We start from the raw sequence: 19174 nt of genomic DNA, 5'->3' as shown, positions 1-19174 counted from the left end.
CTGGCACATCTCTTGATGAAGTTATTCGTGCTTATTGTGCAGAAAGAGTGTCTCATACTTATTTGAAATGACTATATGTACTCGATCAAATGGGATACAGCCATTTGCGAAAAAGTTGGGTGAGGCGCGGCATAATCACGTAGGTCAGCAGGGCAACCGTTAGACCTGTAACCAACAACGTTCTGAGCAATACCGGAAGCCCAGCTAGGAGTGGTACTAGCAAACGATTGAGAATAGATATCGTAAAAAACACTGCCAGCCATGTGACGATCGCCATTTTGTAGCGCGGAGGTGGAGCCTTCATGGGTTTGTCAGGAAGCGTAAACCAGGTTTCTAGCCCAGTCAGGGTTTGAATTGCTTCTGGCTTTTCAATTAAGGGTTGTAGTCGCTCAATCCATTCTTGCCGAATATCTGATTCAATCCAGGTTTTGAGATTGTTGTAGCAATCGAACTTGAGAATGACCACGTATTCAAGATGATCATGATCATGAGGTCGAATCGTGCTGACACCTAAATGTCCCTTGAATTTTCGTGCATCTGCGGCGATGCCATGAAACCATGCTTCATAACCTTGTTCACGTCCTGGTCTCACGATATGAGAAATCACGGCGGTGACTAGATAGTTTTCTTGACTGGTATTGCTCGCCAATGGTTCTTCCAACATAGAATTTAACAGCCCGGGAAATTGGATGGTTAAAACAGGAAAACAGCTCTTACCGTGCCTGTATAGACTCTAAAACTGAAACGTCGTTCGAATGGTGCCAACAAAAATCGTGTCATTATTGCTGTTGTGTTCAGGGTTGGTAATGACGATTACACCAGGAGTGATTGAGAGATAGTCGTTCATTTGAAACCGGTAGAAGATTTCAAAGTGCAATGAGGTCCTAGGATCGATTACTCCAAACTGATTGCTGATCACTCTAGGCGGTTGTCCAAAAACAAAACCTAATAAGTTTCCTTCCTTACCCAAATCTGGAAATCCAAAATTAACTGCGTAGTAAAAAATTTCAGCAGTAGGAGCATTGGAGAGGTCTTGCGCCGATGCCCGGAGATATCCTATCCATCCTCCCAATCTGAAAGCAGGGTTAACAAGCCAGGAAGCTGTAAGACTATAGCTATCCCCAACAATGCTGGTACTGTTTCCATTAAACGGATCATTGGTAATGGCACTACTTGTACCAATATCAATTGAATTCAAAGAACGAGCATAGGTTAAGCCCAAACTTAAGGATTCTGTGGGTTTGAGTGTCAGTTGTGCTAAGGCAGAGTAAGAACCATCAAATAATCCAGCTCCCGCAGTCGGGTTGTTGGCGTTATTAGCAAGATAAACCAGTGTCAAATTGATGGCTGAGTTAAAGTTATGGTTGATACCAACACCTGTCCCACCTGTTTCTTCACGATAGATAGGGCTACGCACCCCAAAGGCGGAAATCGAACCTCTGCCATCACTTCCCAATAGAGGGTTAATCGTATCAACCACATCAAACAAAGTGCCCTGTGCGATCGCAGTCACCCTAGTATCTGACCCGATGGGAAATTGATAATAAAGTTGATTGAGAATGAACTGATTGTCTGTATTACCATCAAAACTTAGGCGAGCCATATTGGTTCCTGTGGCGGCTCTAAAGTTTGGAATATTACCAGCCTGAAATCTAATTCTCAGTAAATCTTGCCCCGTAAAACTGGTGTCCAAGATCAACCGCGCACGACCGCTAAAAATGATAGTGTCACCGATCTCACCCCTAGAACCAGGTGTTTCTCCTGGTGGTACAGCTCTATCACTACCCAATGCACCGCTCACAGCAAAAACGACCTCTCCAGTCAATTTTGTTGTAGGAGAGAATAGTTGAGACTCTAATCGAGTTGTGCGGGTTTCTAAGGAATCTACCTGTCCACGTAATGTTGAGAGTTCTGATGCAAATTCCGCTTGAAGTTTTTGTAGTGTTTGTAAATTTTCTCTTTCCGCCAGATCTACTGTTGCACTGGCTAGTAGCTGATTTAGCCGATCTAGACAAGCATTTAGCCCAGCAGCAAACTCATAACGAGTAATGGCTCGATTGCCCTGAAATAGTTGATTTGGATAACCAACCATACAGTCGTAGCGATCGACTAAGGCTTGTAATGCTGCAAATGCCCAATCGGTAGGTTGCACATCAGCCAGTTGATTCACAGAGGTGACTTGACCTTGCAAGGTATCCTGGGCAATGGCAGACTCAACCAGGGATGGGTGAATCAGAGAGCCTCCAAAGAGCAGACACGATGAGAGAATCGACTGAAAGAGAAGTTTCATTGAGAATCAATCCCCTCAAAACACGGCATTTCTTGGCAATTTTCGGCAGCAGTCACCTTGGCTAGGAGCGATCGCCAGAGATCGTTCCTAGCCTCCACGAAATCATCCAGTGCTGCTGCAATGCTGCAAATGAACTGGATCAGTGAGCAATGACAACATCCACTCAGTTACACACGAGTCATGAGGCGTTCACGATTGGCAGAGCCAGCATTTGATGTTACTGCATAGCTCGTCATTAGGTTTTTGTAGTCAGGAATAAACTCTGCAAGGAGATTACCTAGCCCTTCAATATCGTTACGCCAATCACGGTGCAATTCACACACAACGCTAAACCAATTGACCAACTGAGCGCCAGCACGAGACATCCGATCCCAAGCGGCATCACGACAGGCAACATCGAAGGTGCCAGAGGCATCAGTGACCACAAAAACGTCATAACCTGCCTCCAATGCCGAAAGCGCACAAAAAGTAACACATACATCCGTGACAATGCCAGCAATAATCAATTGCTTCTTACCCGTTGCTTCTACGGCCTTAACAAAGTCTTCATTGTCCCAAGCGTTGATCTGTCCGGGGCGCGGAATGAAGGGAGCATCAGGAAACTTCTCCTTCAGTTCCGGCAGGATGACTCCATTGGGACCGTCCTCAAAGCTAGTCGTCAAAACAGTAGGCAGGTTGAAAAACTTGGCTATACTTGCTAGCGCTAGCACATTATTTTTGAAGTCGGCAGCACCAATATCACGCACAAGCGAGAACAGTCCAGTTTGGTGATCCACCAGTAAAACCGCAGCATTATTCTTGTCTAGACGATTGTACTTTAATGTAGACATTGGGTAATTCTCCTATCTGAGCGATTGGTGAATGAGGAATTGCAGGATGAAATCAGGGATAAGAGAGTTTCTGTCCCTAACCTGCTGTTTGTCATAGCAGGGACGAAGACTGTGTTTAGAGAGGATTTCCCTCGCTAATCTTCTGGTGGCAATGGGATTTTACTATCGACCCATGAAGATGGAGGAATTGCTGACCTGGACAGGTTTGCCGTCCGCTGGAGGGATTGTTGCAAGGAGCTGAAGTTCCCATGCAAGGGCCACTGCACTAGCACCGCCATGCTCAAGAAGAATCTCTGATACACCCGCAGATGTTTCTGTGCGTGCCCAGTCACGTTGCCATTCAGCAAGTACAGCCATCCAGTTGATTGGAACTGCACCCGCCTGAACCATACGGCGAACCGCCATGTCATGAGCTTCCGCAGTAACACCGCCCGAAGCATCGGTAACGATGAATACTTCATAACCTTCACCCAGCGCCTGGATTGCTGGCATTGCGAGACAAATCTCGGTCCAAAGCGCAGCAAGTATAAGTTGTTTGCGGCCACTTTTCTTCACTATATCTGTCACATTTGGATCTTCCCAGGTATTGATGAAAGTGCGGTTAATCGGTTTTTGATCAGGAAAAACATCCTGTAGTCCCTTAATGATATAACCCCCTCTTTCTTCAATGACTGTGGTCAGGATTGTGGGTACGTTGAACACCTTTGCCGATTTGGCAAGACCAATAACATTGTTAATGATCATCGTAGGTTCATGGCTGTTCAAGTTGGTGAACTGATAGGGCTGGTGGTCAATCAGTACCAGGATGCTATCTTCTGGACGAAGCAGTCCTTCTAGACCGATTTTTTGATTTTTAGACATAGAACTCTCCTATTTGAGCAATTGGTGAATGAGAAATTGCAGAATGAAATCAAACGCTAAACATCTCTGCTTGTGCGTTTAAGTGAAACGTCTGTTTACCCTCAAGGGTTGATGACGTAAGCGATCGCGCCATGAACTGAGTCTGCAAGACAACTCCAAATTTCGCCACTTAAGATCCGCAAGTTAAGCACAGAGTTAAGGCGTTCGCGTCGCGTGCCCAAAGGGCGATCGCTTCACTATGAAATTGCTCCTAATGCTTTCAACGTCGCTGATTGAGCGTGCGTTAATCCAGTTGCACCTTGAATATTCATGCCTTCAAGCATGGAACCGTGCAATTTACTTGCTCGATCCATTTGCATGACTGTTTGCACAAATTCAATATAGGTGGTCACCTTCAAGCTGTCGCCTATAGCAAGTTAAATTTTTTACAGTGCAAATTGATAGATTAACCGTTCCATCGCAGAGTAGAAGGCTGGCTCTAACTTAAGTTAGAATCCGAATTCGATCGAAAGTACATTCATACAACCGATCGACCATCAATGTCTGAATGCAAAATCCGGTAGCGATGTCCCACACTTTAAGGGTGCGATCGTTACTGCCACTGATTAAAAACTGACCATCTGGGCTAAAGCTGACTGACGTGACCCAACTGGTGTGTTCGTGCAAGACGTTCAAACAAGATCCAGTTTGCAGATTCCAGAGCCGAATAGTGCGATCGCCACTGCCACTCGCTAATAGTTGACTATCAAGGCATACAGCAACCGACCAGATCCCACCCGTATGTCCCCGCAAGACTTTTACACTTTCACCAGTTTGTAGATTCCAGACTCGGATGGTTCGATCAAAATTACCGCTGATTAGCTGCTGATCGTGGGCTGCAAATGCTAGGGTGAAAACCCCTCCTGTATCCCCCTGCAATACATAACGACACACCCCAGTAATACGGCTCGCCGTCAGAGTATCTCTGCCTTCCAGGCTATTTCCCATGCCCTTGCCTCACACCAGTCTGATTGGCTACTGAGTTGAGCAATTACAAGTCAAGATATAAAGATCTACACAAGGAGCTTTATATTCTGGAGTTTGGCAAGCGATATACTTTGGGAAACGGATGACAGTCCTTTATCGAGGGAGCATTCAATGATTACCCTGCCTGGAATTACTATCCACAGCAAAATCTATGAGAGCTTAGCTTCTTTGGTGTATCGGGGCATCAGAGAGCAAGATGATTGTGCAGTGATTGCCAAAGTTCTCAAGCAGGATTATCCCTCTCCTCATGAATTAACTCGCTATCGGCAGGAGTATGAAATTACTCGTTTTCTCAATATTGAAGGGGTAGTCAAGGCATACAGCCAACAAGACTACCAGCGCACGCTGGTTCTTCTTTTGGAAGACTTTGGTGGAGAGTCTTTAGAATGCTGGATGCGGCAGCAATTAGACTTCTGTCCCATGCCGTTGTCGGTTTTTTTGAATATGGCGATCGCCATTACTGATACTCTAGGCAAAATCCATGCGGCTCATGTCATCCATAAAGACATTAATCCTGGCAACATTGTCTTTAATCCGAGAACTGGCGTTGTCAAAATCATTGATTTTGGCAACGCCACTCGCTTCAGTCGCACCAATCCCACATTCAAAAGTCTCTATCTTCTAGAAGGAACCCCCGCCTATTTGTCGCCAGAGCAAACCGGGCGAATGAACCGGATGCTCGACTATCGCACCGACTTTTATTCACTGGGTGCAACCTTCTACGAACTGTTGACGGGACAATTGCCGTTTCCCACCAGCGATCTCCTGGAACTAGTTCACTATCACATTGCTACACCGCCGATTCCCCCGCATGAATTGAATGCCACGCTCCCCCAACTTGTTTCAAATCTGATTTTGAAACTGATGGCCAAAAATGCAGAGGATCGTTATCAAAGTGCCTGGGGCATCAAAGCAGATCTAGAGCGCTGTGCCCAACAACTGGCGGAAATGGGTCAGATTAACGCCATATCGTTGGGACTGCAAGATGTTTCCGAGCAGTTCCGCCTTCCTCAAAAACTGTATGGGCGAGAAGCGGAGATTTCAGCATTATGGGTGGCGTTTGACAGAGTGGCAGGGAGTAAGGGAGTCCGTGAAATAATGCTGGTCTCTGGTTACGCTGGCGTTGGCAAAACAGCATTGGTACAGGAACTCTTTAAACCAATCACCGCAAAGCACGGCTATTTTATCTGGGGTAAATTTGACCAATTCCGGCGCAACATTCCCTACAGCGCGATCGTCGATGCTCTGCAAAGATTGGTGCACCAACTATTGGGTGAACCCAATGAACAGGTGGAAGTATGGCGATCGCGTCTACTCACTGCTTTGGGAAGCAACGGACAAATTATCATAGATGTCATTCCCGAAGTTGAGTTCATTATTGGCAAGCAGCCGCCTGTGTCCGAAGTTGGAGCAACAGAAGCACAGAATCGCTTCAATCTCACGTTTCAAAGGTTTGTGCGGACATTTTGTGCAAAAGAGCATCCCCTGGTCATCTTTTTAGACGATCTACAGTGGATTGATTCTGCGACGTTGAAGTTAATTGAACTCATATTGCTTGACGAGCAAACTCAATCCCTGCTTTTGATCGGAGCTTATCGAGATCATGAAGTGTCTTCAACGCATTCATTAATTTTGATGCTGGAGAGCTTGCGAAAGCAGGGGGCAGCGCTTCAAGAAATCACCCTGACTCCTTTAACATTGGAATCGTTGACTCAACTGGTAGCTGAGACATTACATCGCAATCCTGATACCGTTCGTTCCTTAGCCCAAGTCGTGTTGCGTAAAACCGAGGGCAATCCTTTCTTTGTTGGTGAATTTTTGAAGCTGCTGTATGGCGAAAACCTGTTGACCTTTGATCCTCAACAGTTGAGTTGGCAGTGGAACCTAGCTGAGATTGAAGCTCAAGATATCACTGCTAATGTGGTGGAGTTGTTGTTGCGTCAGTTGCAGAAATTGCCGGAAGCAACACAGCAATTTCTCTCCATCGCTGCTTGTGTTGGGTCTGAGTTTGATTTAAAGACGTTAGCGATCGTTTGCGAAAAATCACCGAAAGCAATTTTTCAGGATTTATTAGAAGCAATACAAGCGGGATTAATTCAACCTCTGTCTGAATTGGACGAAGACTTGTTGGTTCAAGAGTATAAGTTTCTGCATGATCGCGTTCAGCAAGCGGCTTATGCTTTGATTGATGAATCGCAGAAACAGGTTATTCATCTCCAAATCGGTGGCAATTTGCTCGAAAAAACTTCACCAGAGCAACGATCCGATCGGTTGTTTGAAATCATTGATCATCTCAATCAAGGACTTGAGCTAGTCACTGCTCGATCAGAACGAACTGAAATTGCCAGATTGAATTTAATGGCAGGTCAGAAAGCAAAGGCAGCAACGGCTTATGAAGCAGCTTTTAAGTATTTCACTACAGGGCTTAAACTCCTCAATTCAGAGAGTTGGCAGAGTGAGTATAATCTGACCTTAGCGCTGTACTCAGAAGCAGCAGAAGCGGCGTATCTCCAGGGTCGCTTTGATGAGATGGAACAGTTGGTAGAAGTGGTACTCGATCGTGCCAAAACAGTGGTTGACAAAGTGCAAGTTTACGATAGCAGCATTCAAAGATATTTGTCACAGGGCAACCTGAAAGAAGCACTAAAAATTGGCTTGGAAGTGTTGAAGCTCCTGGGAGTGATTTTACCAGAAAATCCAAGTGAGTTAGATGTTCGAGGCGGATTGGAGTCAATGGTGGCACTACTTACTGAACGAGAAATTGAAGACTTGATTAATTTACCAGAGATGACTGCACCAGAACCGCTAGCAGCAGTGTCAATCCTAGCGAATATAGGGTCGGCTGCATTCATAGCATCACCAGCACTGGTGATACTGATTGCTTGCAAAATGGTGAATTTATCAATCAACTACGGCAATGCTACCTGGTCACCACTGAGCTATGCTGGCTACGGGTTTGTTCTATGTGGAGTTGTTCAAGACATTGAACTCGGCTATAAATTTGGTCAATTGGCTCTTAGCTTAGCGGAACGATTGAATACCAAAAAAGGCAAGGTTAAAGCATTACACATATTTAGTTATCATGTTATGCAATGGAAAGTACATCTTAAGGAGACGATACCACTGCTGGTTGAGGCTTATCAGGAAGGAGTGGAAACCGGAGACTTTGAAATCGTTAGTTATGTTGCATATACCGTGTGCCACCACTCGTTTTTCGTCGGTGAGGAACTCACCCAACTGGAACAGAAAATGGCAACCTACAGCAAAGCGGTTGATCGAATCAGACGGGAAAGCCCCTTGACTTGGATTGCAATAGTGTGGCAGACCATTCTTAATTTGTTAGATAGGGCTGAGAATTCCAGCCACTTAGTTGGTCGGGTGTTTAATGAAGAGGAGGCGTTACCACACGCTATTGCAGTTAAAGATGGAATTGCAATTCAAATACTCTATTTGCACAAAGTCATGTTGTGTTATCTATTTGGAGAACACCATCAAGCTGTAAAGACTGCTATTTTGGCAAGGCGACATTTTGAAGAAGCGTCGGCAATAAAGCTTTTACCTGTATTCTGTTTCTATCATTCTCTAGCGCTTTTGAGCCTATTGCTTGATGCTTCAAACTCTGAAAAAGTAGCTTGGCTAAACTGTGTTAGCTCCAACCAAGAAAAGGTGAAAAAATGGGCAGAACACGCCCCAATGAATTATCTACATCAATTTTATCTAGTCGAGGCAGAGAAAGCGCGAGTCTTAGGGCAAATTCTTGAGGCTGAAGAGTTTTATGAACAAGCGATCGCAGGTGCTGCCGAAAATGAGTTTATCCAAGAAGAAGCATTAGCTTATGAATTAGCGGCTAAACATTATCTAGCGCGAGGTCGAGAAAAATTTGCTCAAACCTACATGAAAGAGGCGCACTATTGCTACGATCGCTGGGGCGCAACCGCTAAAGTTAAAGACTTAGAAACTCGCTATCCACAGTTCTTTTCTCAGTCGTCTAGATCCGCTTCCGCATCAATTCCTATTACTGCTAAAACTATCTCTAATCCCTTCCATACTGATTTCGATTTAGCAGCAGTGATGAAAGCTTCACAGGCGATTTCTCGTGAAATTGAACTGAAGCAATTGCTGCGATCACTGATGCAAACTGTAATTGAGAATGCTGGCGCACAAACCGGATATCTGATTTTAGAAAACTCAGGAGAATGGTCGATTGAAGCGGCTTGTGAACTCAATGCCGATGAGAATGCTTGTGCGACTCAGGTGTTACAGTCTATTCCAATTGCCGATCAATTGCCAGAATCAATCATTCAATATGTGATTCGGACTCTGAAGCCTGTCATCTTAAATGATGCGACTCGTGAAGGTGCTTTTATTAAGGAGCCATACATTCAACAGAACCAGCCTCAATCTATTTTCTGTTTGCCGCTGCTGAATCAAGCCAAGCTGGTCGGTGTGTTGTATTTAGAAAATCGGTTAGCAGCTAGAGTATTTACACCAGAGCGATCGCAGGTCTTGCAGCTATTATCGACTCAGGCAGCGATCGCCATCGAAAATGCCAACCTTTACTCAGAGCTGCAGGCTAAGGAAAGCAAGATTACCCAGTTCCTTGAAGCGATTCCGGTGGGAATTGCGATCGTGGATGCGGCGGGTCGCCCTTACTATGCCAACCAATGCGGCAATCAACTCATAGGCAAAGAAACTGATACTTCTATAGCACCGGAGCAGATCTCAGAGGCTTATCAGCTTTATGTAGCGGGAACGGATCAAATCTATCCAGCAAAGAGCTTGCCTATTGTGCGGGCATTAAGGGGCGAACGCATCAGGACTGAAGATATAGAAATTCGTCGAGATCATGTCACAATTCTAATTGAGGCACGGGGAACACCAGTTTTTGATCGACAGGGCAATATCACTTATGCGATCGCTACCTTTCAGGACATTACAGAGCGCAAACAAGCCGAGAAACTCCTAGCCGACTACAACTGCACTTTAGAGCAACAGGTCGCAGAACGAACTGCTGCGTTACGACAAAGTGAGGCCAATTACCGTAACCTGATTCAAACTGCGAATTCAATCATCCTTCGCACGGATAGGCAAGGACGAATTCGATACATGAATGACTATGGACTGAGCTTTTTTGGTTATGAGGAAGATCAGATTTTAGGGCATACCCTACTGGAAACAATCGTTCCAGAAACCGAAACATCTGGACGCGATCTCAAGCAGTTTGTTCACAATCTGTTTCACAATCTTGAAGTTTCCTTGCCTCAAGCTTACTTGCAAACCGAGAATGAAAACCTTTGTCGAGACGGTAGACGGGTTTGGATTGCCTGGTCGAATCAAGCCATCTTCAATGAACAGGGAGAGGTCGTTGAAATCTTATCGGTGGGCAATGACACCACCCAGCGTAGACAAGCAGAAGAGGCATTACAACGCAGTGAAGCTAAGTTCCGCAATATTTTTGAAAACTCACAGGTTGGCATCTTCCGCACCCGCCTCTCGGATGGATTACTTCTCGATGCCAATCAACGCTATGCCAATCTGCTTGGCTTTGATTCATCAGAGGAGATGATTGGGCTTGAACACGCCACAGACTACTATGTAAATCCCAGCGATCGCCAACAATTCCTTGAGGTGCTGAAGCGGGATCGGGAAGTGCGAAGCTATGAAGCACAGGGGCGAAAACGAGATGGGACAGTATTTTGGGGACTTTTCTCTGCTTATCTGAATGCAGACGATGACTACATTGAAGGGGTGATTGCGGATATTAGCGATCGCAAGCAAGCAGAAGCCGCTCTACAAACGAGTGAAGAACGACTACGCTTAGCATTAACCGCTTCAAATCAAGGACTCTACGATTTCGATTTAAAGACTGAAGAAAGAATTGTTAACCCGGAATACGCTTTAATGCTGGGCTACGATCCAGCAACATTCCACGAAACCATTCCTGAATGGATTGCTCGTTTGCATCCTGATGACAGAGAATCAGTTGTCGCAACCTACCGTGCTTGTATTACTGGAGAAATCCCCAACTTTCAAGTAGAGTATCGCCTTCGTACCCAGGATGGTCAGTGGAAATGGATTCGTTCTGTCGGCAAAATTGTTACCTGGAATGAATCCGGTGAACCCATCCGAGCGTTGGGAGTTGTTACGGATATCAACGATTGCAAGCAAGCAGAAGCAGCATTGCAAGCCTCTGAAGCAGAACTGCGGGCGCTCTTTTCAGCCATTCCCGATCCGCTGTTTGTACTGACTGCTGAAGGGCGATTCCTTGAAATCATAGTACAGGAGCCAAATCTGCTATGGCAACCCATTGAGGAGATGATTGGTAAAACCATGCATCAACTCGGAAAGGAACAAGCCGATGAATTTCTAAGTTATATTCAGCAGGTGCTGAGAACCCAACAAACCCTCACAGTCGAGTACAGTGCGTTTCTAAATGGACGAGAAGCCTGGTTTTCGGCTCGCATTGCACCAATCGACCACGATCGGGTGATTTGGCTAGCGCGAGATATTACGGCGCTGAAGCAAGCAGAAGAAGCCTCGATTCTGGAAGAGCGCAACCGCATGGCACGCGAAATTCACGACACACTCGCTCAGTCGTTTACAGGTATTCTGGCTCAGGTAGGTGCTGCAAACCAGGTGCTAACGGATGATTTAGAAGCAGCTCAGGCACACCTAGACCTGATTAAAGAATTGGCGCGAACTGGACTGACTGAAGCGCGGCGATCGGTCGTGGCGCTCCGTCCTCAGCTTTTGGAGGAGGGCAGTTTACAGAGCGCTCTCCATCGTCTCATCGCTCAAATCAGAACTGCCGCAATGGATGTCACTCTATATTATGAGATTGAGGGTGCAGTGTATTCTCTACCCACTGAAGTCGAGAATAACTTACTACGGATTGGGCAGGAAGCATTAACTAATGCGATTAGATACGCCAATGCTGACGAAATTCGAGTGGAGCTAGTCTACGATCGCGATCAGTTTTGCTTGCGCGTGAGAGACAATGGACAGGGCTTTGGAGTTGGCAGTATTTCAGCCTCTGAGGGTTTTGGCTTACTCGGCATGAGCGAACGGGCTGAGCGCATCGGCGCACAACTCACGATTAGGAGTCAACCTGGACAAGGAACAGAAATTATTGTCACCGTCAACCTTTGAGTGAGCATTACAATGAGCCAAGCTACGACCATTCGGGTTCTGATTGCGGACGATCACGCCATTTTTCGGCAAGGATTAGCCACGATTATTAACCGTGACCCAGATATGCAGGTGATTGCACAAGCCGAAAATGGGGAACAGGCGATCGCCGCCTTTCGGGAACACCAACCAGATGTAACGCTAATGGATCTGCGAATGCCTGAAGTAGAGGGGGTCGCCGCCATCGGTGCAATTTGTGCGAGCGTTAAATCTGCTCGGATTATTGTACTGACCACGTATGATAGTGACGAAGATATTTATCGGGGATTGCAGGCAGGCGCAAAAGGATACCTGCTGAAAGAAACTGAACCTGAAGAGCTTCTGAATGCGATTCGCACCGTTCATCGGGGTCAGAAGTATATTCCGCCTGATGTGGGAGCAAAGTTAGTACAGCGCCTCAGCAATCCAGAACTGAGTGAAAGAGAATTAGAAGTACTCCGCTCGCTGGCACAGGGAATGAGTAATGCGGATATTGCGGCAGCTTTGAGTATTGGTGAAGGCACGGTTAAATCTCATGTCAATCGGATTTTGAATAAGTTGGATGTGAGCGATCGTACCCAAGCGGTGATTGTTGCCGTTAAGCGCGGCATTGTCAGTTTGTAGGGTGTACTTTCGATCGAATTCCGATTCTAACTTAAGTTAGAGCCGGCCTTCTACTTTGCGATGGAACGATTACTCTATCAATTTCTACTGTCAAACTTTTAACTCACTATAGACGACAGCTTGAAGGCGATCTCCTATATTGAATTTATGCAAACAGTCATGCAAATGGATCGAGCAAGTAAATTGCATGGTTCTATGCTTGATGCAAATGTAAAAAGATGAGCGACGATCGTAGCCACAGGTCTTTACTTGTACCACTTTCAACTCAAGATTGGATTCAAGGTATTCTGAGTGCCAAGGTAGTGCTGGTGATGTACGGAGATTATCAATGCCCTAGAAGTGCGGACGTTTACAAGCTGATTAAAGCGATCAAACGAGAGCTTAGTGCTGCTTTTGGAGAAGATTATTTATGCTTCATCTTCCGTCATTTTCCACAAACACAGATTCATCCCCATGCTCAACGGGCAGCCCAAGCAGCCGTTGCCGCCGCCGCCCAAGGAAAGTTTTGGTTAATGAGCGATACCTTATTTGACCATCAACAAAGGTTGGAGAACGGTTATCTTGTCGAGTACGCCAATGATTTAAGGCTTGACATTCCTCAATTTCTCAAAGAGTTGTCTAAACAAGTGCATGTTGATCGCATCAACGAAGATATCGAAGGCGGAATAGAGAGTGGAGTAACGACTGCCCCAGCCCTGTTTATCAATGGAATTCGGTATACCGAGCGCTGGAACACTACGGAGTTGATGGCTGCCCTGATTGCTGCAAGTCATTAAGTTCCCCGATCTTTGCTCTCAATTCATATCTGACTTGCCTGTAAGTGTTGTAAGCCATCTAATTTTGATGGCTAGACTTTGCCTATTCTGCTGAACAAAATTACCGCTTCTTGAACCATGCCAAAAACTGAATTCCTGCGTATTGATTTAGTGAATCACAAATCAGTATTTCATTGAGGATAATTCTATGACACGTTTACTAGTACAAGGCAAGAATAATTCTGGGCATGAAAGTACACCTCAGACTGATTCTCTTCGCGACTTCTCAGTCAATCATGCCCTGATTGCGATCGCGCAAGAAGTCACTGAGTTGCTGAGACAAGTTTACTTGATACAAACTGACGAAATTGAAACAGGAGAAAGAGAATGATACTCCAAGATAAAGTGGCGTTAGTCACTGGTGGTACATCGGGAATCGGCAGAGCAACGGCGATCGCTTATGCCAAACAACAAGCAAAGGTGGTGGTAGTTGGTCGTCGAATTGATGAAGGTGAAGAAACGGTTAGATTGATTCAGGATGCTGGCGGAGAGGCTATTTTTGTGCAAGCAGATGTCACGAAAGAAGCCGATGTTAAAGCAATAGTTGATAAAACGGTTGACGTTTTTGGTCGGTTGGATATTGCCTTTAATAATGCAGGAATGGGCGGCGAAAATTCCTCATTGATTGAGCAAACAGAAGCTGAATATGACCGCACTATGAATGTCAATGTCAAAGGTGTTTGGTTGTCGATGAAATATGAAATTGCTCAGATGTTGAAACAGGGAAGTGGTGCGATCGTCAATATGGCATCTGCGGTTGGAGTCGTTGCACTTCCTAACATACTCCTCTACACCGCGAGTAAACGATGCGGTAGTAGGTTTAACAAAAGCTGCTGCACTCCAATATGCCAAAGCGGGTATTCGCATCAATGTCGTTGCACCAGGGGCAATCCAAACAGATCTGTTTGAAGCAGTTACAGATGAAGCCAAAGCTTACTTGATAGGACTTCACCCGATCGGACGAGTTGGCACACCGCTTGAAGTTGCAAATGCAGTCCTGTTTTTATCATCTGATATGGCATCGTTCATAACAGGTGAAACGTTGATGGTAGATGGTGGGTATGTAGCGCAGTAGTCGCTCGGCAATGCAAAATATTGCAGTGATCGAATGCGCGATGGCTAGCTTTTGTCTGTTTTGTTGAGCAAATTGCCAATCTTTGAACCATGCTAACAATTACAACGCCAACCCTTAAAGCCAAGCGTAAGGGCTTAACGCACACTCGATTACAGCAAGTGATCGGCTATATTCGTGCTCACCTTGATCGAGATTTATCACTGACGGAACTTGCAGAAGTGATCAATATTAGCCCGACTTACTTTGCAAGTTTGTTTAAGCAAACAATGGGAATTTCTCCCCGTCAGTACGTGATTCAGCAGCGCGTGGAACAGGCAAAATTGATGCTATCGAAAACAGATCTGGCGATCGCGGACATTGCCCTGCAAGTCGGCTTCTCCAGCCAAAGCCATTTGACGCAGCACTTCAAGCGATTCACGGGAAAGACCCCCAAGCAGATTCGTTAGCGCCATAAGAATCTGAAAGAAATCGAGCCTTGGAACTCATTAAATTGACATTAAGTTAGGCAAGAATCTGAAGCAGCAACAGAACTAAGATTGTATCTTCGTCCACAACGTCAACTAAGAATGGATCGGACAAAAATGAGTATTCAGCAATTGATCACGCCTGAAAAGCACGACCTAGGTGGGTTTAGCGTACAGCGCATCTTACCGAGTGAAACCCTAAAAATGGTTGGTCCTTTCATCTTCTTTGATCACTTAGGCCCATCTATTTTCCCGGCTGGAAAAGGCGTCGATGTTAGACCTCATCCCCACATCAATTTAGCGACGGTTACCTATTTGTTTGAAGGAAGCCTTCTGCATAGAGATAGTCTAGGGACAGTACAAGAGATTTTTCCGGGCGAGGTGAACTGGATGACAGCGGGCAAAGGTATTGTTCATTCTGAGCGATCGCCCGAGAGCTTTAGAGAGAAAGAATCTACTCTTCACGGCATTCAGACCTGGATTGCCCTCCCCGAAACCGCTGAAGAAGTTGAACCCAGCTTTTCACATTATCCGGCGACTGATTTACCGAGGTGGATTCAGACAGGCACCAGCGCGACCTTGATCGCCGGTAGCTACCAGTCTCACCAATCACCCGTTAAAACCTATTCTGCTACTCTTTACCTAGCGCTCGTTTTCACAGAGGGTAGTCAATTTCAGCTAGCACCAACCGAAGGTTTAGAAAGGGCAGTTTATAGCGTCACATCCGGCCTGTTCGTAAATGGAGAGCCGTTAGAACCATATTGTCTAGCCGTTCTAGCGCCGGATGAATCAGTAGATATCCGGGCGGAGGCTGAGGCAAAAGCAATGATTATCGGCGGGGCACCAGTGGGCGATCGCACAAAGTACTGGAACTTTGTGTCGAGCCGCTCAGCGCGTATCGAGCAGGCAAAACGAGATTGGCAAGACCGCCGCTTCCCGGCGGTTCCCGGTGAAACTGAATTCATTCCGCTCCCTGATTATTCAGATCGCGGTAGTAGCGTGACCCCTCTGAGCTGACGATGATTAAGCGTTTTTTGCTGAGCGAGAGAACAGTCGCTTAACTCGTACAGCAAGGCTTTCTACTATTTCGGATTAAGTCTATTTCATTGGCAAAACGCTTGGGAAATGACATGGAAGTTGGAATTGACAGTTTTGCCTCGGTTGGAACGAGTGAGAATGGTGAAACTGCGGATGCCGCACAGTCTGTCGCCGAACTGCTGGAGAGAATAGAGCAGGCGGATCGTTCCGGCTTGGATATCTTCGGTATCGGCGAGCATCATCGCCATGAATTTTTAGATTCGGCAAACGCGGTTATTCTCGCCGCTGCCGCCGCACGCACCGAGCGCATCCGTCTAACCAGCGCGGTTACGGTGCTGAGCGCGGCTGACCCGGTGCGCGTGTTTCAACAATTCGCCACGCTCGATTTGATTTCAAAAGGTCGCGCCGAAATGGTGGTCGGGCGCGGCTCGTTCACCGAAGCCTTTCCGCTATTCGGATTAAGTCTCGGCGATTACGACGAGATTTTTGCTGAAAAGCTCGAACTCTTGCTCAAAATTCGGGACAATGAAACGGTCGATTGGTCGGGCAAATTTCGCCCCGCGCTGGAAAACCAAGCGATTTATCCGCGTCCGCTGCAAAAGCCGTTTCCCATCTGGATCGGGGTCGGCGGTACGCCGCAGTCTTTCCGCCGCGCCGGAATGCTTGGACTGCCGCTCGTGGTCGCCATTATCGGCGGCGAAACGCATCGCTTTCGTTCGCTCGTCGATTTATACCGCGATGCCGGAGCGCGCGCCGGACACGCGCCCGAAGCATTGAAAGTTTCATTGCATTCAATCGGTTATGTCGCCGACACGACCGAGCAAGCCATTGAAGAGTTCTTTCCAGGCTACGCCGAAACCTTCACTAGAATCGGCAGAGAGAGAGGCTGGCCGCCCGTTACGCGCGCCGCTTTTGACGCGCAGCGCGGCGCAACCGGCGCGTTACTCGTCGGCAGTCCCGAAGAAGTAGCGGAGAAAATCCGCCGTCACAGCGAATCGCTCGGCGGCATTTCGAGGGTAACGTTTCAAATGGACAACGCGCAGATGAACCACGCCCAACTGATGCGCTCCATTGAACTGATTGGAATGCGAATGTCGCCACTCTTGAACAATTAAAATATGCTCGCGATCGTAGACAACCTAGCCATCGTTCTATATATAGCTCACAAGAAACATTGGGTGAAATTGAGGCAACCGCATCATTGTAATTTAGGTGCCCAAAACTATGAATTCACAAACAGCTCAAACCACCACCACTGCTGACGAGTCGGCAATTCGTGATTTTCTTCACCAGATGATTGATGCTTGGAATCGAGGCAGCGGTGAAGACTTTGCTGCTCCGTTTAGTGAAACTGCCGACTTCATCGCGTTTGAGGGAACGCATCTCAAGGGTCGAAAAGAAATAGCTGAATTTAATCAGCAAGCCTTCGACACCGTTGTCAAAGGAACACGCCTGGAGCGGGAGGTGAATTTCGTCCACTTCCTGAATTCTCAACTTGCTCTCATGAGCGGAGCTGTCAGGGTAATGCTGCCCGCACAACCCGAAACTTCACCGTCACGAAATTCGATGCAGCTATTCGTCATGATGAAACGTGATCGAGATTGGCAAATTGAAGGGCTACTCAATGCCCGGAAGTTGACGCTAGAACGGCAATTTTTCCTGGACGAGTTTGACTCGCTGAGTGAAGAGGCTCAACGTCAATTAACCGATCTCGTTATAGATATCAAGCAGGCTTCACTTCAATCGCGTGAGTAAACAAAGAATTTGGCAACGATTGCGAATGAAATAAGAATTTGAAAGAAGTTAAGCATTGGAATCAATACAGTTGAGATAGAACAAACTAGGAGAATCTAACGTGGTCAAAGAGCAAACTGTAGACAAACAAGCAAATGTACAGGCAACCCCCAATCTGACACCTGCTCAGGAAGCTTTACAAGCGGTTTGGGAAGAGCATATCGGGCACGAGTTTGGTACTCACAGCCCTGAAGATGCTCTCGCTACAATGGTTGAGGACGCTTACGTGAATCACATTCCGGTAATGACTGGGGGAGTAGGAAAATCGGCACTGCGTGAGTTTTATTCCAAGTACTTCATTCCACAGATGCCGCCGGATCTAGAGCTGGCTCCGGTCTCGCGCACAATCGGAACCAATCAACTCGTCGATGAAATGCTGGTTAGGTTCACTCATACAATCCAGATGGATTGGATGCTACCCGGCATTGCTCCGACCGGGAAACAGGTTGAAGTGCCAGTGGTCGCGATTATTCGGTTCCGTGACGGCAAGTTAGCCCATGAACACCTCTACTGGGATCAGGCGACTGTATTGGTTCAACTCGGCATGCTTGATCCGGTTACGCTGCCCGTTGTAGGGGTTGACAGTGCACGCAAGGTACTTGATTCGAGCTTGCCCTCAAACGCACTGCTCGATCGTGCCAGCAATCGCGACTAAGTGTAGGAGCCAGCAAATATCAATGCCTAAACCCGCCATTTTGCAACCAGGATCGTACTCATCCTGGTTGTAGGAGGTGCTTCTTATTGCTGGCTCCTACACGTATTGCTCATTGAGTTTTTGACAAAGTGACACAACCATTCACAACAAGAGGTAACTATCATGATGCTGAAAGACAAGGTTGCTTTGGTGACTGGCGGAACATCGGGAATTGGTAGAGCAACCGCGATCGCTTATGCCCAACAACAAGCAAAGGTTGTTGTTGTTAGCCGTCGAATGGATGAAGGTGAAGAAACTGTTCGATTGATCAAAGAAGCTGGCGGAGAGGCGATTTTTGTGCAAGCAGATGTCACGAAAGAAGCCGATGTTAAAGCAATGGTTGATAAAGCGGTTGGCGTTTTTGGTCGGTTAAATATTGCCTTTAATAATGCAGGAACTGTCGGCGAAAATCCCTCATTGATCATTGGTAACAAGTTAGAAAGGAGTAGATTTTGTCAATACCTCTTTCTGCAGAAATATTATGGAACAATAATGA

The 19174-nt window shown here is 46.5% G+C and carries 18 protein-coding genes; 12 read left to right on the top strand and 6 right to left on the bottom strand.

All coding sequences use genetic code 11. From position 1 onward, the window contains the following. Window positions 1–85: 85 nt before the first annotated feature. From QUA57_RS25510 to QUA57_RS25485, 6 genes are all read right to left on the bottom strand, one after another. Window positions 86–664: an antibiotic biosynthesis monooxygenase gene (locus QUA57_RS25510; protein ID WP_333064442.1), complete on the bottom strand. Its 579-nt coding sequence runs from the start codon at window positions 662–664 to the stop codon at window positions 86–88. A 69-nt stretch (window positions 665–733) separates the two neighbouring features. Beyond that, entirely contained in the window at window positions 734–2290 is a 1557-nt protein-coding gene (locus QUA57_RS25505; protein ID WP_333064441.1) for an iron uptake porin, read from the bottom strand. Between the two features lie 167 nt (window positions 2291–2457). After that, window positions 2458–3120 carry an isochorismate family cysteine hydrolase YcaC gene (gene ycaC / locus QUA57_RS25500; protein WP_333064439.1) on the bottom strand — a complete coding sequence of 221 codons (663 nt, stop codon included), beginning with the start codon at window positions 3118–3120 and terminating at the stop codon, window positions 2458–2460. A gap of 162 nt (window positions 3121–3282) precedes the next feature. Then, window positions 3283–3981: a hydrolase gene (locus QUA57_RS25495; RefSeq protein ID WP_333064438.1), complete on the bottom strand. Its 699-nt coding sequence runs from the start codon at window positions 3979–3981 to the stop codon at window positions 3283–3285. A gap of 236 nt (window positions 3982–4217) precedes the next feature. After that, window positions 4218–4373, bottom strand: coding sequence for a hypothetical protein (locus tag QUA57_RS25490; protein ID WP_333064437.1), 156 nt, complete (start codon window positions 4371–4373; stop codon window positions 4218–4220). A gap of 91 nt (window positions 4374–4464) precedes the next feature. Continuing rightward, on the bottom strand, window positions 4465–4968 hold the full coding sequence (locus QUA57_RS25485) for a WD40 repeat domain-containing protein (RefSeq protein WP_333064435.1): 504 nt from the start codon (window positions 4966–4968) through the stop codon (window positions 4465–4467). A 150-nt stretch (window positions 4969–5118) separates the two neighbouring features. Here QUA57_RS25485 and QUA57_RS25480 point away from each other — a divergent pair, with 150 nt between their 5' ends. The 12 genes from QUA57_RS25480 to QUA57_RS25425 form a co-directional block, all read left to right on the top strand. Further along, window positions 5119–12156: a PAS domain S-box protein gene (locus tag QUA57_RS25480; protein ID WP_333064432.1), complete on the top strand. Its 7038-nt coding sequence runs from the start codon at window positions 5119–5121 to the stop codon at window positions 12154–12156. A gap of 12 nt (window positions 12157–12168) precedes the next feature. Then, a complete protein-coding gene (locus tag QUA57_RS25475) occupies window positions 12169–12798 on the top strand; it encodes a response regulator transcription factor (protein ID WP_333064431.1) in 630 nt (209 codons plus the stop codon). Window positions 12799–13016: 218 nt separating this feature from the next. Beyond that, on the top strand, window positions 13017–13574 hold the full coding sequence (locus tag QUA57_RS25470) for a DsbA family protein (RefSeq protein ID WP_333064429.1): 558 nt from the start codon (window positions 13017–13019) through the stop codon (window positions 13572–13574). Window positions 13575–13761: 187 nt separating this feature from the next. After that, a complete protein-coding gene (locus QUA57_RS25465) occupies window positions 13762–13944 on the top strand; it encodes a hypothetical protein (RefSeq protein ID WP_333064427.1) in 183 nt (60 codons plus the stop codon). Further along, a complete protein-coding gene (locus QUA57_RS25460; protein ID WP_333064426.1) occupies window positions 13941–14522 on the top strand; it encodes an SDR family NAD(P)-dependent oxidoreductase in 582 nt (193 codons plus the stop codon). The genes QUA57_RS25465 and QUA57_RS25460 overlap by 4 nt, the downstream gene beginning before the upstream one ends. Next, on the top strand, window positions 14473–14688 hold the full coding sequence (locus tag QUA57_RS25455) for an SDR family oxidoreductase (protein ID WP_333064443.1): 216 nt from the start codon (window positions 14473–14475) through the stop codon (window positions 14686–14688). Before QUA57_RS25460 ends, QUA57_RS25455 begins: the two co-directional genes overlap by 50 nt. Before the next feature lie 89 nt (window positions 14689–14777). Beyond that, window positions 14778–15134, top strand: coding sequence for an AraC family transcriptional regulator (locus QUA57_RS25450; RefSeq protein WP_333064425.1), 357 nt, complete (start codon window positions 14778–14780; stop codon window positions 15132–15134). 135 nt (window positions 15135–15269) lie between these two features. Continuing rightward, window positions 15270–16169 carry a pirin family protein gene (locus QUA57_RS25445; protein ID WP_333064424.1) on the top strand — a complete coding sequence of 300 codons (900 nt, stop codon included), beginning with the start codon at window positions 15270–15272 and terminating at the stop codon, window positions 16167–16169. A gap of 89 nt (window positions 16170–16258) precedes the next feature. Beyond that, window positions 16259–17305, top strand: coding sequence for an LLM class flavin-dependent oxidoreductase (locus QUA57_RS25440; protein ID WP_333251401.1), 1047 nt, complete (start codon window positions 16259–16261; stop codon window positions 17303–17305). A 109-nt stretch (window positions 17306–17414) separates the two neighbouring features. Then, on the top strand, window positions 17415–17945 hold the full coding sequence (locus QUA57_RS25435) for an SgcJ/EcaC family oxidoreductase (RefSeq protein ID WP_333064422.1): 531 nt from the start codon (window positions 17415–17417) through the stop codon (window positions 17943–17945). Window positions 17946–18045: 100 nt separating this feature from the next. Next, the gene (locus tag QUA57_RS25430; protein ID WP_333064421.1) at window positions 18046–18639 is read left to right on the top strand and encodes an ester cyclase; all 594 of its coding nucleotides are present in this window, start codon (window positions 18046–18048) and stop codon (window positions 18637–18639) included. Window positions 18640–18801: 162 nt separating this feature from the next. Next, on the top strand, window positions 18802–19174 hold a 373-nt coding region (locus tag QUA57_RS25425; RefSeq protein WP_333064420.1), incomplete at its 3' end, for an SDR family NAD(P)-dependent oxidoreductase.

This window comes from Microcoleus sp. Pol7_B2 (genome assembly GCF_036701035.1).
Classification (GTDB): Bacteria; Cyanobacteriota; Cyanobacteriia; order Cyanobacteriales; family Microcoleaceae; genus Microcoleus.
Note: the sequence above shows the minus strand (reverse complement) of the source record. Positions and strands in the feature narration are given on the sequence as shown.